General features: G+C 62.8%; 16 protein-coding genes and 2 riboswitches. Of the genes, 6 read left to right on the top strand and 10 right to left on the bottom strand.

The features are described from left to right. Positions 1 to 32: 32 nt before the first annotated feature. Positions 33 to 254, top strand: a complete 222-nt coding sequence (locus BM171_RS17555; protein WP_093015601.1) for a helix-turn-helix domain-containing protein — start codon at positions 33 to 35, stop codon at positions 252 to 254. Between the two features lie 103 nt (positions 255 to 357). On the opposite strand, the gene BM171_RS17550 is transcribed toward BM171_RS17555, so the two are convergent. The 6 genes from BM171_RS17550 to nrdH form a co-directional block, all read right to left on the bottom strand. After that, complete coding sequence (locus BM171_RS17550; RefSeq protein WP_093015599.1) at positions 358 to 675, bottom strand: type II toxin-antitoxin system RelE/ParE family toxin; 318 nt, start codon at positions 673 to 675, stop codon at positions 358 to 360. 2 nt (positions 676 to 677) lie between these two features. Further along, positions 678 to 941, bottom strand: coding sequence for a hypothetical protein (locus BM171_RS17545; protein WP_093015595.1), 264 nt, complete (start codon positions 939 to 941; stop codon positions 678 to 680). 250 nt (positions 942 to 1191) lie between these two features. Further along, positions 1192 to 2169 (bottom strand): class 1b ribonucleoside-diphosphate reductase subunit beta, encoded by a 978-nt coding sequence (nrdF, locus tag BM171_RS17540; protein WP_093015592.1) that lies wholly within the window; start codon positions 2167 to 2169, stop codon positions 1192 to 1194. A 75-nt stretch (positions 2170 to 2244) separates the two neighbouring features. After that, positions 2245 to 4377, bottom strand: a complete 2133-nt coding sequence (gene nrdE / locus BM171_RS17535; RefSeq protein ID WP_093015589.1) for a class 1b ribonucleoside-diphosphate reductase subunit alpha — start codon at positions 4375 to 4377, stop codon at positions 2245 to 2247. Continuing rightward, complete coding sequence (gene nrdI, locus BM171_RS17530) at positions 4359 to 4775, bottom strand: class Ib ribonucleoside-diphosphate reductase assembly flavoprotein NrdI (protein WP_093015586.1); 417 nt, start codon at positions 4773 to 4775, stop codon at positions 4359 to 4361. The genes nrdE and nrdI overlap by 19 nt, the downstream gene beginning before the upstream one ends. Before the next feature lie 10 nt (positions 4776 to 4785). Further along, entirely contained in the window at positions 4786 to 5007 is a 222-nt protein-coding gene (nrdH, locus tag BM171_RS17525; protein ID WP_093015583.1) for a glutaredoxin-like protein NrdH, read from the bottom strand. Positions 5008 to 5100: 93 nt separating this feature from the next. Further along, positions 5101 to 5294, bottom strand: a riboswitch (cobalamin riboswitch). A 431-nt stretch (positions 5295 to 5725) separates the two neighbouring features. Then, positions 5726 to 5912: riboswitch (cobalamin riboswitch) on the top strand. 214 nt (positions 5913 to 6126) lie between these two features. Between nrdH and tnpA the strand changes: the two genes are divergently transcribed. The 4 genes from tnpA (at position 6127) to BM171_RS17505 (ending at position 8965) form a co-directional block, all read left to right on the top strand. Then, positions 6127 to 6552, top strand: coding sequence for an IS66-like element accessory protein TnpA (gene tnpA, locus BM171_RS17520; RefSeq protein ID WP_093015580.1), 426 nt, complete (start codon positions 6127 to 6129; stop codon positions 6550 to 6552). Then, a complete protein-coding gene (gene tnpB / locus BM171_RS17515) occupies positions 6549 to 6902 on the top strand; it encodes an IS66 family insertion sequence element accessory protein TnpB (RefSeq protein ID WP_093015577.1) in 354 nt (117 codons plus the stop codon). Before tnpA ends, tnpB begins: the two co-directional genes overlap by 4 nt. A gap of 68 nt (positions 6903 to 6970) precedes the next feature. Then, positions 6971 to 8536: an IS66 family transposase gene (tnpC, locus tag BM171_RS17510; protein WP_139218742.1), complete on the top strand. Its 1566-nt coding sequence runs from the start codon at positions 6971 to 6973 to the stop codon at positions 8534 to 8536. Between the two features lie 39 nt (positions 8537 to 8575). Beyond that, positions 8576 to 8965, top strand: coding sequence for a copper chaperone PCu(A)C (locus tag BM171_RS17505; RefSeq protein ID WP_093015571.1), 390 nt, complete (start codon positions 8576 to 8578; stop codon positions 8963 to 8965). Between the two features lie 113 nt (positions 8966 to 9078). Here BM171_RS17505 and BM171_RS17500 read toward each other — a convergent pair whose 3' ends face one another. From BM171_RS17500 to BM171_RS17485, 4 genes are all read right to left on the bottom strand, one after another. Beyond that, positions 9079 to 9678, bottom strand: coding sequence for an SCO family protein (locus BM171_RS17500; RefSeq protein ID WP_093015568.1), 600 nt, complete (start codon positions 9676 to 9678; stop codon positions 9079 to 9081). Continuing rightward, positions 9678 to 10658: a DUF1775 domain-containing protein gene (locus BM171_RS17495; protein ID WP_093015564.1), complete on the bottom strand. Its 981-nt coding sequence runs from the start codon at positions 10656 to 10658 to the stop codon at positions 9678 to 9680. The genes BM171_RS17500 and BM171_RS17495 overlap by 1 nt, the downstream gene beginning before the upstream one ends. 96 nt (positions 10659 to 10754) lie before the next feature. Then, entirely contained in the window at positions 10755 to 11108 is a 354-nt protein-coding gene (locus tag BM171_RS18755) for a hypothetical protein (RefSeq protein ID WP_139218740.1), read from the bottom strand. 230 nt (positions 11109 to 11338) lie between these two features. Beyond that, the gene (locus BM171_RS17485; RefSeq protein ID WP_093015558.1) at positions 11339 to 12550 is read right to left on the bottom strand and encodes a metallochaperone AztD; all 1212 of its coding nucleotides are present in this window, start codon (positions 12548 to 12550) and stop codon (positions 11339 to 11341) included. A 106-nt stretch (positions 12551 to 12656) separates the two neighbouring features. On the opposite strand from BM171_RS17485, the gene BM171_RS19375 reads away from it, so the two are divergent. After that, positions 12657 to 12775 (top strand): GTP-binding protein (locus BM171_RS19375; protein ID WP_139218739.1); only part of this gene is annotated, 119 nt, incomplete at its 3' end.

Raw genomic sequence — 12775 nt, 5'->3', positions numbered from 1 at the left:
ACCAAAATACGCGATAGGCTTTCTAGCTGCGGATGGACATCCGCGTTGTTTTTGCAAGGAATCTCAAGCACTACCGCCAAGCCTGCGGGCTGACGCAGGCCGCTCTGGCGGCGGCGATGGAAGTCGATCGTGCCCATGTCAGCGCGATGGAACGCGGCCAACAGAACGTCACCTTGCAAACCCTACAGCGGCTCGCGACGCATCTGGATGTGGCGCCCGCCAAGCTGATCGAAGAACTCTCTGAACTCGAATAGGGTTCCAAGATCGCGAAATCCCTATCTGATTTCGGAAGCCGGATTGGATGGAGGCGCTGGACTGCTTGGAGGCACGAGTTTCGTTGGCTGCCCGAGTTGTGCTCTACCTCCCGCGCGCTTTGCTGCGCCTGATCCAGTCGGCCCCGGCATAGGTCACGGCGTGGATATGAACCTCGCGCGCATCATCGTCGACGCTGAAGGCAGTCACGGCCTTGCGTCCTGCAGGAATGGCGCGCAGCCCGGGGGCGATCTCGTCCCGGCGGCTGCCCTTGTGCGGCAGGTCCGCGAGGCTGGAGATGGTCGCTTCGACTTCGTCCAGTCGGCGCGCGGCGGACTGCGGGCCGGCATAGTCGATCAGCCAGCGCGTGATGGCGTCGAGATTATCCGCGACCGCCGGATGGAACCGTATGCGATAGCTCACGCCTAGCGCGCGGCCTGCAACCGGGCCCGGGCAGCGGCAAACGCGTCCTCGGCCAAGACATAATCGGCGCGCGGCGTGTCGAGCCGCGCCCGGATTTCTTCGGCCATCGCGCCAAGGGCCAACTCGCGTTCCTCTTCATCGCGCATCATCTGCTCCAGAGCCGCTGCCACAGCCGCGCTTTGCGAGGCAAAGACGCCTTGGCCCACCTTGTCGGTCAGGAACCGATGGTGGCGGTCGGTGAAGCTGAGGGTTGTCTTGACAGTCATGCTTCGCTCCGGGGTATGACTTAGTCATATTAGCGAGGGCTCGTAGATAAGCAACCATGTCGGGGAGGGCGGGGAGCGGGTGTTCGCTGCGTTGTGGGCCAAGGTCCGCTGTGCGGACCTTCCCGCCGTTCGCCGCACCTGCTCAGATTTCCCTGCACCCGCGAAGAAAGGCGGTAGAGAGGGCGGGAAGCCGTCATTCGCTGCTGGTTCAACGAATGACGGCTATCCGGACTGAGGTGAGAAAACGTCCTTAGAAATCCCAGTCGTCATCCTCGGTGGCGACTGTTTTGCCTATGACGTAGCTCGACCCGGAACCCGAGAAGAAGTCGTGGTTCTCGTCCGAACCGGGAGAGAGCGCTGCCATGATTGCGGGGTTTACCCGGCAGGCCTCTTCGGGAAAAAGCGCTTCGAAACCGAGATTCTGTAGAGCCTTGTTCGCATTGTAGTGGAGGAAGGCCTTCACGTCCTCGGTCAGACCAAGCGGATCGTAGAGCTGTTCCGTATACCGCGCCTCGATATCGTATAGATCGAAGATCAGCCCGAAGGCAAAGTCCTTGAGCTCAGCGCGCTCAGCTTCGGGCAAACGCTCCAATGACCGCTGAAACTTGTATCCGATGTAGTAGCCGTGAATCGCCTCGTCCCGGATAATCAATCGGATCAAGTCAGCGGTGTTGGTCAGCCGTGCGCGACTGGACCAGTGCATCGGCAGGTAGAATCCCGAATAGAACAGGAACGACTCCAGGAAGACGCTTGCGATTTTCTTGCGCAGCGGGTTCGAAGTCGCGTCGTATTCTTCGAGGATCAGCCGGGACTTAGCCTGAAGGTGTTCGTTTTCAGCCGACCAGCGGAAAGCCTCGTCAACTTGCGAAGTCTGGCAGAGCGTGGAGAAGACCGAAGAATATGACCGCGCATGGACAGCCTCCATAAAGGCGATGTTGGTCAACACTGCCTCTTCGTGCGGGGTCTGGGCGTCCGGCATCAGGGCAGGCGCGCCCACAGTGTTCTGGATCGTGTCCAACAATGTCAGCCCTGTGAATACGCGGATCGTCAGCGTCTGCTCATCCTCGGTCAGCTGCGACCAGCTCTGGATGTCGTTGGACAGCGGTACCTTCTCGGGCAGCCAGAAGTTGACGGTCAGGCGGTTCCAAATCTCCAGGTCGTTGTCGTCCTGCAGCCTGTTCCAGTTGATGGCTCGAGGAACGGCGCGTGTGTGATGTATGTCTTTCATCGGTTTGCTCCGGGCGCGGCGCGCCTCTTCATCTTGTCGGAAAAACTCTGGAGGTGAGGGGGCTGGCCTCCTCGACTACAGCGTGCAGGATACGCAGCCCTCGACTTCAGTGCCCTCCAGCGCGGCTTGGCGCAGGCGGATGTAGTAGATTGTCTTGATGCCCTTCTTCCATGCGTAGATCTGGGCGCGGTTGATATCTCGCGTCGAGGCCTCGGCGGGGAAGAACAACGTCAGCGAAAGGCCCTGATCCACGTGTTCAGTCGCTGCTGCATAGGTGTCGATGATCGCCTCCGGCCCGATTTCATAGGCGTCGCGATAGAACTCCAAGTTCTTTCCAGTCATGTAGGGCGCCGGGTAGTAGACGCGTCCGATCTTGCCTTCCTTCCTGATCTCGATCTTCGAGGTAATCGGATGGATCGAAGAGGTCGCGTAATTGATGTAGCTGATCGATCCGGTCGGCGGCACTGCCTGCAAGTTGCGGTTGTAGAGGCCGTGCTGCATCACCTCATTCTTGAGGGCGGCCCAGTCCTTCCTGGTCGGAAGGTCGATACCGAACCGTTTGAAGAGCGCCTTGACCTCCGGCAGCTCGGGTCGCCAGCTTCGGTCAATGTATTTGTCGAAGAAACGGCCATCCGCGTAGGCAGACGCCTCGAAGTCCTTGAAGGTCTGTCCCTTTTCCTGTGCCAACCTGCAGGAGGTGGCCAACGCATGGAATAGAACGGCGGCGAAATAAACGCTGGTAAACTCGATCCCTTCCTCGCTGCCGTAGTGGATGTGTTCGCGTGCGAGGAAACCATGTAGATTCATCTGTCCCAACCCGATGGCGTGGCTCTCATCGTTGCCCTTGCGAATGGACGGCACGCTTTCAATCGTCGACATCTCCGACACCGCGTTTAGTGCTCGGATCGCCGTTCCAACTGAGGTCGCGAGATCGCCGCCGTCCATGGCCCGGGCAATATTCATAGACCCGAGGTTGCAGGAAATGTCGGTCCCCATCTGTGCGTAGGACAAATCGTCGTTGAACTCAGACGGCTCGTTCACCTGTAGGATCTCGGAGCAGAGGTTCGACATGGTGATCCGGCCCGCGATCGGGTTCGCGCGATTCACCGTGTCTTCGAACATGATGTAGGGATAGCCAGACTCGAACTGGATTTCAGCCAAGGTCTGGAAGAAGGCGCGCGCGTTGATCTTCTTCTTGCGGATTTTGGAGTTGTCGACCATCTCGGCGTATTTGTCTGTAACCGAGATCTCGGAGAAGGCGCAGCCATACACCTTCTCCACATCGTGCGGCGAGAAGAGGTACATGTCCTCGTTCCGCTTCGCCAGCTCGAAAGTCACGTCCGGGATCACCACCCCGAGGCTCAGGGTCTTGATGCGGATCTTTTCGTCTGCGTTCTCTCGCTTGGTGTCGAGAAACCGCAGGATGTCGGGATGATGCGCGTTCAGATAGACCGCGCCCGCTCCCTGACGCGCCCCGAGCTGGTTGGCATAGGAAAAGCTGTCCTCAAGTAGTTTCATTACTGGAATGATACCCGAGGACTGGTTCTCGATGCCTTTGATCGGCGCGCCATGTTCGCGGATATTGGTCAGCATCAAGGCCACACCGCCACCGCGTTTCGACAGTTGGAGGGCCGAGTTGATACCGCGTCCTATGCTTTCCATGTTGTCTTCCAGCCGCAGCAGGAAGCAGGACACAAACTCGCCCCGAGCCTTCTTGCCCGCATTCAGGAAAGTCGGTGTGGCGGGCTGGAAGCGGCCTGACAGAATCTCTTCCATAAACTGCATGGCGAGCTTTTCGTCGCCCCGCGCAAGCGCCAGAGCGTTCATCACCACCCGATCCTCGTAGCGTTCGAGGAAACGCTTCCCGTCCCGCGTTTTCAGCGTGTAGGAGGTGTAGTATTTGAAAGCGCCGAGAAAGGTCGGGAAGCGGAATTTCTTGGCAAAGGCCGCGTCCCAGATCTTGCGATGGAAGGCTTTGGAATACTGCTCAAGAACCTGTGTCTCGTAGTAACCCTCTTCTACGAGGTAGCCCAGTTTCTCCTCCAAAGAATGGAAGAAAACGGTGTTCTGATTGACGTGTTGGAGGAAGTACTGCCGTGCCGCCATTCGGTCGGCCTCGAACTGGATGTTGCCCTCGGTGTCATAGAGGTTCAACATCGCGTTCAGCGCGTGATAATCGAGGCCTTGAGTTAGGCTGGCGTCAAGCATCGGGATCCCCAAAAGGTTTGCAGCCCGTCGTGGACGCGGGCGATGTCGGTTTCTGTGCCGGCCAGCTCGAAACGATAGAGCAAGGGCACGTTACATTTCCGCGCGATGACCTGTCCGGCCATCGCGAAGGTTTGTCCGAAATTCCGATTGCCGCTGGCGATCACGCCGCACAGCAGGCTGCGGTTTGCCTCGACATTCAGGAAGCGGATCACCGGCTTTGCCACCGCGGACCGGCCGGCGCCATCGGCATAGGTCGGGCAGATCAGCACAAAGGGCTCAGCCAGCTCCGGCACATCGGCATTGCCCTTTAGGGGCAGGCGTGTGGCAGGAAGGCCCAGACGCTCCACGAAGCGGGCGGTGTTGCCGGAACCGCTGGAGAAATAAACGAGCCCCCCCATCTCAATATCCTCAGGACAGGCGGCTGATCATATCGGGCCGGAACCCGGCCCAGTGCTCGTCACCTGCGACGACGACCGGCGCCTGCCGATAGCCGAGCTCGGTGACCAGATCCATGGCCGCCTTGTCTTCGGTCAGGTCGATCAGATCATACTCGATTCCTCGCGCGGACAGGGCGCGCGTGGTCGCGGTGCATTGCACGCAGGCGGGCTTGGAATAGACGGTGATGCTCATGGTTTTGTCCCTTGCCAGTTGGTTGCCTCTGAGCAGAGGGGACACGAAGACAGGGCCAAACGGCCCATCTACGCACCCGGGCCCTCCGCCGCGGTTGTCGTTCTTGCCCTGGCAGGTCTCCTGACTTGCGGCTCAAGCGTCTCTCGCCCACCTTCCCGATGCTGCGTTGCACCAGTGGATCGGACCGAAACTCGCCGCTTACAGTTGCGGGGGCAGTGCCGGACCTTCACCGGCTTCCCTCTTAGCCTGCGAGTCGCCTCACAGGAACCAAAGCAACTGCATATTGGGGGTGGCAGCCTTATCCTGTCAATATGTCGACGCGTGAATTATACGGATTCGTCGGATTGTCGATCCGGCGCTGGCGTCACATGCTGGTTATTCCGACCGCTAATTGGTTCGGTGAGCGCTTGAGCCTGGCGCATAGAGCTTGTTTGCGAGGCTGGGAATTTGCCCCATCGCGAAGGAAGGGAAGATCAGCCAAAGTGCCACCAAAACAAAAAGGTGGGTAAATCGACTTTGGCTGCGCCGGCAAGCAAGCGCCCCAATTTTTGAGAACAAGGCTTTTTCTTGGATAATTGAACTGACGTCTACCCAGATGAACGGCTCTCCAAGTCGTTGGGTTTGGGGAAGAGTTGCCGAGCGAGAGTGTTGGAGTAGTCATTCCCTTGTGCCCAAATCATTGGTTCGATCGGTGATCAATGATTCCGCCCGGATTGCGTTCGAGGCGCGGCCTGCTACGGTGAGTTCGTTCGAGAAGATTAGGGAAGTCGGTGAGAGGCCGACGCTGCCCCCGCAACTGTAAGCGGCATGTCGATCTCCGTAATGCCACTGACCGACAGGTTGGGAAGGTGGGGGTCGGATCGTCCACCGCGAGCCAGGAAACCTGTCAGCGGACATGACTTGAGCCAACCACCGGGGCGGAGGGCCCCGAACAGGAGATCACTATGTTCCACCGTGCAATTACCGCGGCCGCACTATCGGCCGCATTCATCATGCCTGCCGCCGCGCACCATGATGGCGATATCTTCGAAGGTAGGCGCCTTGCCGATCCCCTCCCTGCCTGAAGTCGCCGGTCCGTGAGAGACCAGTCGCTGTTGAGACAGGCGATTGGACGGCAAAATGGACGACTGTTTGGACGGCTCCTCCAACGGCTACGCGGGCCGGATGGAGGTTATCGAAGGGCGCAGCGGGCGTCGGCAACGCAGCGAGGCCGAACGCGCCGGCATCGCCGCCGAGAGCCTCTGGCCCGGTGCCCGTGTGGTCGATGTGGCCCGTCGGCACGGGGTAACGCGCTGGCAGGTATACGACTGGCGCAAGAAGCTGGCGGCAGGGAAGCTCGCAGTCCCGGACGAGATGATGTCGGAGCCGACCTTCGCCGCCCTGGTGGTCGAGACACCACCGGAGAAGCCGGGCAAGCCCTCCGCGCCTTCCCCGGCAAGACGGATCGAGCTGACCCTGTCGGACGTCACCCTGCTCGTTGAGGCTGACATCGACGAGGAGCAGCTGACGCGGGTGATCCGCGCCATCCGGGCGGGGGCGCGATGATCTCGCCGCACGGGCAGTTGCGGATCTACGTGGCAACCAGACCGGTCGACTTCCGCAAGGGGATCGATGGTCTCGCCCTGGCCGTCCAGGAGGTGATGGGGCTCGATCCCTTCAGTGGCGCCGCCTTCGTGTTCCGCGCCAAGCGGGCGGACCGGATCAAAGTGCTGATCTGGGACCAGACCGGCATGGTGCTGGTCCACAAGCGCCTCGAAGGCGCCAAGTTCGTCTGGCCGCAGGTCCGGGACGGGGTGATCCGGATGTCGCCCGCCCAGTTCGCGGCGCTGTTCGAGGGGGTCGACTGGCGCCTGGTCCGCCCCGAGGCCGCCCGGCGTCCGGAGCTGGCGGGCTGACTGCGACGTAGTGACTCGACGGGGCTTCGGCGGTGGCAGGGCCGGAGGGGTTGTGCATGATCCGCCGCATGACCGACACCGCCCTCTCCGAAGAGAACGCCTCGCTGAAGGCGCGTCTCGCCGAGACGGAAGCCGCCCTCGAGGAGGCGGTGGAGGCGCAACGGCGGCTGGAGAGCATTGTCGGCGAGTTGCAGCGGGAGAAGTTCGCGGCGCGCTCCGAGAAGCTCGACCCGGAGCAGTTCAACCTGCCGCTCGAGGATGTCGAGCTCGCCCAGGGCGTGCTGGAGGCCGCGCAGGAGCGGGCCAGGCGCGCGCTGAAGGGGGACGGCGCCACCGGCCCGCGCGCACCGGCCCGGAACCGGGGTCACCTGCCGAAGCATCTGCCCCGGATCGAGCGCGTGATCGCCCCGGAGAGCACCCTTTGTCCCTGCGGCTGCGGCGAGATGACGAGGATCGGCGAGGACACCTCCGAGCGCCTCGACATCGTCCCCGCCCAGTTCCGGGTGCTGGTGACGCGCCGTCCCCGCTATGCCTGCCGCCGCTGCTCGGGAGCCGTCGTCCAGGCGTATGCCCCCGAGCACGTGGTGCCCGGCGGCCTGCCGACCGAGGCCTTGATCGCGCAGGTCATCGTCTCGAAGTTCGGAGACCACCTGCCATTCTACCGCCAGGCCGAGATCTACGCCCGTCAGGGGCTCGCCCTCGACCGTGCCACCCTGGGCAGCTGGGTCGGCCGGGCCTGCTTCCACCTGCGGCCCATCGTGGCGCAGATGCGCGAGAATCTGAAGGCCGCCGACCGGGTCTTCATGGACGAGACCCGGGCGCCGGTCCTGTCGCCGGGGCGCAAGCGCACGAAGACCGGATACTTCTGGTCGGTGGTCGCCGATGACCGGGGCCATGGCGGCACCGGACCACCGGTCGTGATGGTCCACTACGCGCCCGGGCGTGGCGCCGCGCACGCCCTGCGCTTCCTGGAAGGCTATCGCGGCCGCTTCGTCCAGTGCGACGGCTACAGTGCCTATGACAAGCTCACGGCCGTCGAACGGCCCGAGGGGGCCTGGCAACTGGTGCATTGCTGGACCCATGTCCGGCGGCGCTTCGTGAAGCGGCTGGAGACCGATGGCTCGCCCATCGCGGAGCAGATCCTGCACCGGATCGCCGACCTCTATGCCGTCGAGAAGGCGGTTCGGGGCCAGCCGCCCGCAACCCGGTTGGCCGCGCGGAGGGAGCACGCTGCCCCCATCATCGCCGCCTTGCGCCCCTGGCTCGAGGCACAGCTCTCGCGCATTCCCCGCTCCTCGAAGCTCGCCGAGGACATCCGCTATACTCTCGGCCTCTGGCCCGGCCTGATCCGCTTCCTCGAGGACGGCCAGCTCGAGCTCGATACCAACCCGGTCGAGAACCAGATCCGTCGCATTGCTCTTACGAGGAAGAATGCGCTGTTCGCCGGGCACGAGGTCGGCGCCGAGAATTGGGCAATGCTCGCCTCGCTGATCGCCACCTGCAAGATGAGCGACGTGAACCCCGTCGACTACATCGCCCAGACCCTGCGGTCGCTTCTCGACGGCCACCCCAAAAGCCGCATCGAAGCGCTCATGCCCTGGCAGTTCCGGGACCCGTCAAGCCTCGCCGCGTAGGGCCTCGGGAAGGCGCTTACCTTCGAAGCGAACGGTATCGTGGTCAGCCACGCCCATACCGTCGAAGTGAGCGCCTCCGCCCATTCGATGGATGTTTTCATGACCATCGAGAACACCACCGACACCGCTGTCACGCTGACCGGCGCGTCGGTCGATTTCGCAGATAGCGGCATCTTCCAGGCACCTTCCGTGAGCGACAGCGGCACCATGTCCGTCCGCGAGGTCAGCGCGCTCGAGATCGCGCCGGGCCAGGTGCTGACCATGCAGCCGAGCGGCGTTCACGTCGTCTTCCATAACGTCCAGGAAGCCTTCGAAGGCGGAGACCACTTCCACGCGCACCTGACATTCGACGGTCTGGGAGAGATGGAGATCGAGGTCGAGGTGGAGCATGGCGATCACGACCATGACCACGACGAAGAAACGAGCTGATCGGATTTCGGTCGGCGGACCTTTCTGAAATGAATACGGCCCGGCGATGTCTCGCCGGGCCTGTTTTCTTTCTGCGACCTTGGCGCGCGGTCCTCGGCAGTCGATCTCCGGTCTCAGCCCGCGAGAAGGCTTCGGATCTTGCCGACCGCGCGCTCGGGATCTTCCTGGTAGCTGATCGGCTGGAAAAAGCTGCCGTCCTCATCGAAGAGCAGCACCATCGCCGAGTGATCCATCGTGTAGCCACCGTCCTTCAGCGGAACCCTCTGCGCGTAGACGCGGAACGCGCGGATGGCCTTGTCGATCTCCTCTCGGGAGCCGGAGACACCGGTCACGCCCTTGGTCCAGGACACGTAGTCGCCGAGCATCTCTGGCGTGTCCCGCTCGGGGTCTACCGTGACGAAGAAGGCTCGGATCGGGCCGAGGCCGTCCTCGGCCAGCATGTCCTGCCAGATGCCGATATCGCCGAGTGTCGTGGGACAGACCTCAGGACAATGGGCAAAGCCGAAGAACACCGCAGAGGGCGCGCCGTCGAGCGTCTCCTCGGTGAAGGTGCCACCATCGCTCGTGACAAGCGCATAGTCGCCGTGACCCAGCGTGTCGGCGACGCTTTGGTTGAGACGCGGCTCGAGCATGTAGAACCAGCTCCCGGCGGAAAGGGCCAGCAAAGCCAACCCTCCCCATGCCGCGAGCGCGATCTTGCGCAAGGGGCTCATCAATGCCCTCCGTGATCATGCGCGGCGCCGCCGGCATCCCGCGTAACGATCGGCATGGTGACCGTCACCTCGCCGGCCTTCTCGAAGGTCAACGTGACCTCGGCACTGTCTCCTTCTGATAACGGCGCGGAGAGATCCATGAACATGACGTGGTAGCCGCCGGGCTCCAATGTGACGGTCTCGCCGGCGGGGATGGGAAGGCCGTCCTCCAACTCGCGCATGCGCATGACATCGCCGTCCATCGCCATCTCGTGGACTTCCATCCGGCCCGCGGCCGCGGAACTGGCCGAGATGAGCGTATCGTCCGTCTCGCCAGTATTGGTGACGGTCATGAAGCCGCCCGCGACCGGCTGGTTGGGCAGCGTGGCTCGCGCGAACGGAGCCGCGATTTCGAGATCGCCCAGCGTCACGGTCGTGTCCGCCTGCATTGCGGCATCGCCGTGGCCGTGCGCGTGACCATGTCCGTGGCCGCCGTCGGTCGAGACGAGCATCAGCGACGGCGCGGGGTTCGGCACGTCACGCGATCCGCTGGTATCGGTCCAATCCGCTGTGACATTGGCGCAGGTCTGGACCGCCGGGAAGTACAGCGCCTCGCCGGCGGCAAGTTGCGGGCCGACAGCACCGCGAATGGTGAACTCGTCGTAGAAGTCGTCGGGCAGATCGCCGCCGGACCAGGTCACCGCGCGCACGCCCTCGGTCATCTCCCGGCCGTGATTGTTGTACGGCGTCTCGTATGCTCCGCTTTCGGTCGACACCTCCCAGCCTGCCTTCGGCATGGGCTTCACGGCATAGAAGCCCTCGGGAATCTCTATCCGCACGGCGTTGGTGGCTTCGCCGCTACAACCATGCGGCACGCGCAGGGTAACCTTGGTGGTGGCTCCAATCGCGGCCTCTGTCTGCTCGAGAGTGGCATGGGCGAACGCAGCGCCGGACAGCGCAAAGAGTGCCGCCGCAGCGGTCAGGGTGGTCTTGATGAACATATGTCTGTCTCCAGTCGGAAGGGGCACGCGCGCGACAAGCGGCGTCCCGGAAAAATTCCGCTCCGGCCAATGCGAAGCGGAGGAAGCTGTCAGAGATCAGACGCTGCGCGGCGGTGCGCGGGGAGCGGCATGGGCCCGGATATCCTGCGGCCCGACGACAAGGTCTTGTCCCAGATGATGGGCAATGACCCGGGTGATACGGGCCGCGTTGTCAGGGGCCGTGATCCGGGGCGCGTCGGGCAGCTTGTGACAGAATGGACAGTGATGCTCAGCTCCGTCATCGGAGAGACCGCAAAGCGCATCGAGCGTCTCACCCATCGCCAAGAGGGCGGCCTGGCGTTCCATCGCTTCGCGGTCCGGTGCCATCTGATGCGCGGACACGGCACTCAGCACCGCGAAGAGACACGCGGCGAGAAGGGCTGTGAACGTGCGGGCGGCTCGGCGAAGCATGGCGTTAGCAATATACCCAACGTGTTTTAGCCAAAAGTGCATTAACGTCGCACAAATCCTGGTAAAGCGAGATAGCGCGACGGTTGCGGGGGCGGGCTGCACCGGGGATGCGGAAAGCCCGACAGAAGCTCCGCTTCGTTGCCATTGACGCGCCCGAGGGTCGCGCGCGCCAAGGGGTCTAACATGCAAATCAAAGCCCAGCGACGCAATCGACACCGGGCTTTTTCAGATCAGTGAACGAGGCCGCTGCCGCCGATGGCGAGGACATTGTACGGTGTGCCATCGACCTCGATGCTGCGCAGCTCTTCGAGGCTCTCGCTGTCGATGACGCGCACGAGGCTTTCCTTTGGATCGGTCAGCACGATCTCGTCGCCAGCAACGGCAAGCCGGGGGCGCGGGTCACGCCAGTGCCCGTCCATGGAATAGGGCGCGGTGACGGAGGATTGTGACGTGCGCTCGCGGCTGAGGATGTTGAGCCGATGCAGGGTGCCGTCCTCGGTCAGGACATAGGCGTATTGCGGCTTGGCCGGATCGAGCACGAAGTCGACGTGGCGGAACGGGAATTCCACGCGGCTGAAATAGGGCTCGGTCGCGGGGTCGATCACCACGAGGTCGTTGTCGCCGTAGTCCCCGACAAAGATCTGCACCGCCGATCCGCCCAGGAGCGTGCCGGTCTTGTTCTCTGGAAAATCGTCAGGGTAGGGCAGCAGGCCGAGCGCCAGCTCGCCGCCGTCCTCATGCACCATCGCGGTGCCTTCTTCGCATCCCGCCAGCATCACGCTGCCCGAGAAGGCTTCGCCGTGCAGGCCGGTGCAGGTCTGCATCTCGCTTGCCGGGCTGCCGTCGGGATCGAAGAGCTGCAGGCCGACACGGCCGGGCAATGCGTCGCCTTCGGTTTCTTCCTCCGAGGCAACGGAGCTGACTACGACGCCCTGGTGTGGCACCGAGAAGCCATGATGTGCGCGCGCCTGTTCGAAGCGCTCGCCGTCGAACTCACCCGCCAGAATATCGTCCTCGCTCAGGAAAAGCGCATAGCCGCCCCGGTCGAAGTTAATCGCGCTGGTGCCGTGATGCGTGACAACGTGGAACGGACGCGGTCCGGTCAATTCGCCGTCGATCCGCGCAGGCTGCGAGATCTCGATATCGCGGTGATCGCCGTGACCCTCAAGCGCGATGCCACTTTCAAGGAAGGCGACGCGGTCGTCGTCCGACTGGACGGCCAGCACGGCCTGGCCCGAGGCGGTTGCGTAAAGGCGCGAGGCACCTCCGACATCGAAGCTCCAGCGATTCTCCGGCGCGTCCAGATCGAGCGCGGTGATCTGTCCGCTCTCGTGATCGGCCACGAAGAGGCGCCAGAGCGTCGCACTGTCCTCCTGCGCCGAGGCGGCGGCACTGATGAGGGCCGCACTGGCGGCAAGCGCGGCGAGACGGGGTTTGGTCATTGGATACTCCTTTGTCTGAATTCCGCCGGATAGGCCAACTGGAGGGGTTGGCGGTCGACACTGCCTGCGATAAACGTAACGATATAACATAGCAAGTAGGTATCGCATGACATACACCGACACCCGCCTTCCCGTGACCGTCCTTTCCGGCTTTCTCGGTGCAGGGAAGACCACGCTCCTGAATCGTGTCCTGAACAACCGCGACGGGCGGCGCGTTGCCGTCAT

Origin of the sequence: Roseivivax halotolerans (assembly GCF_900115815.1) — a bacterium.
Lineage (GTDB): Bacteria > Pseudomonadota > Alphaproteobacteria > Rhodobacterales > Rhodobacteraceae > Roseivivax > Roseivivax halotolerans.
This window is presented reverse-complemented; position numbering and strand designations above follow the sequence as displayed.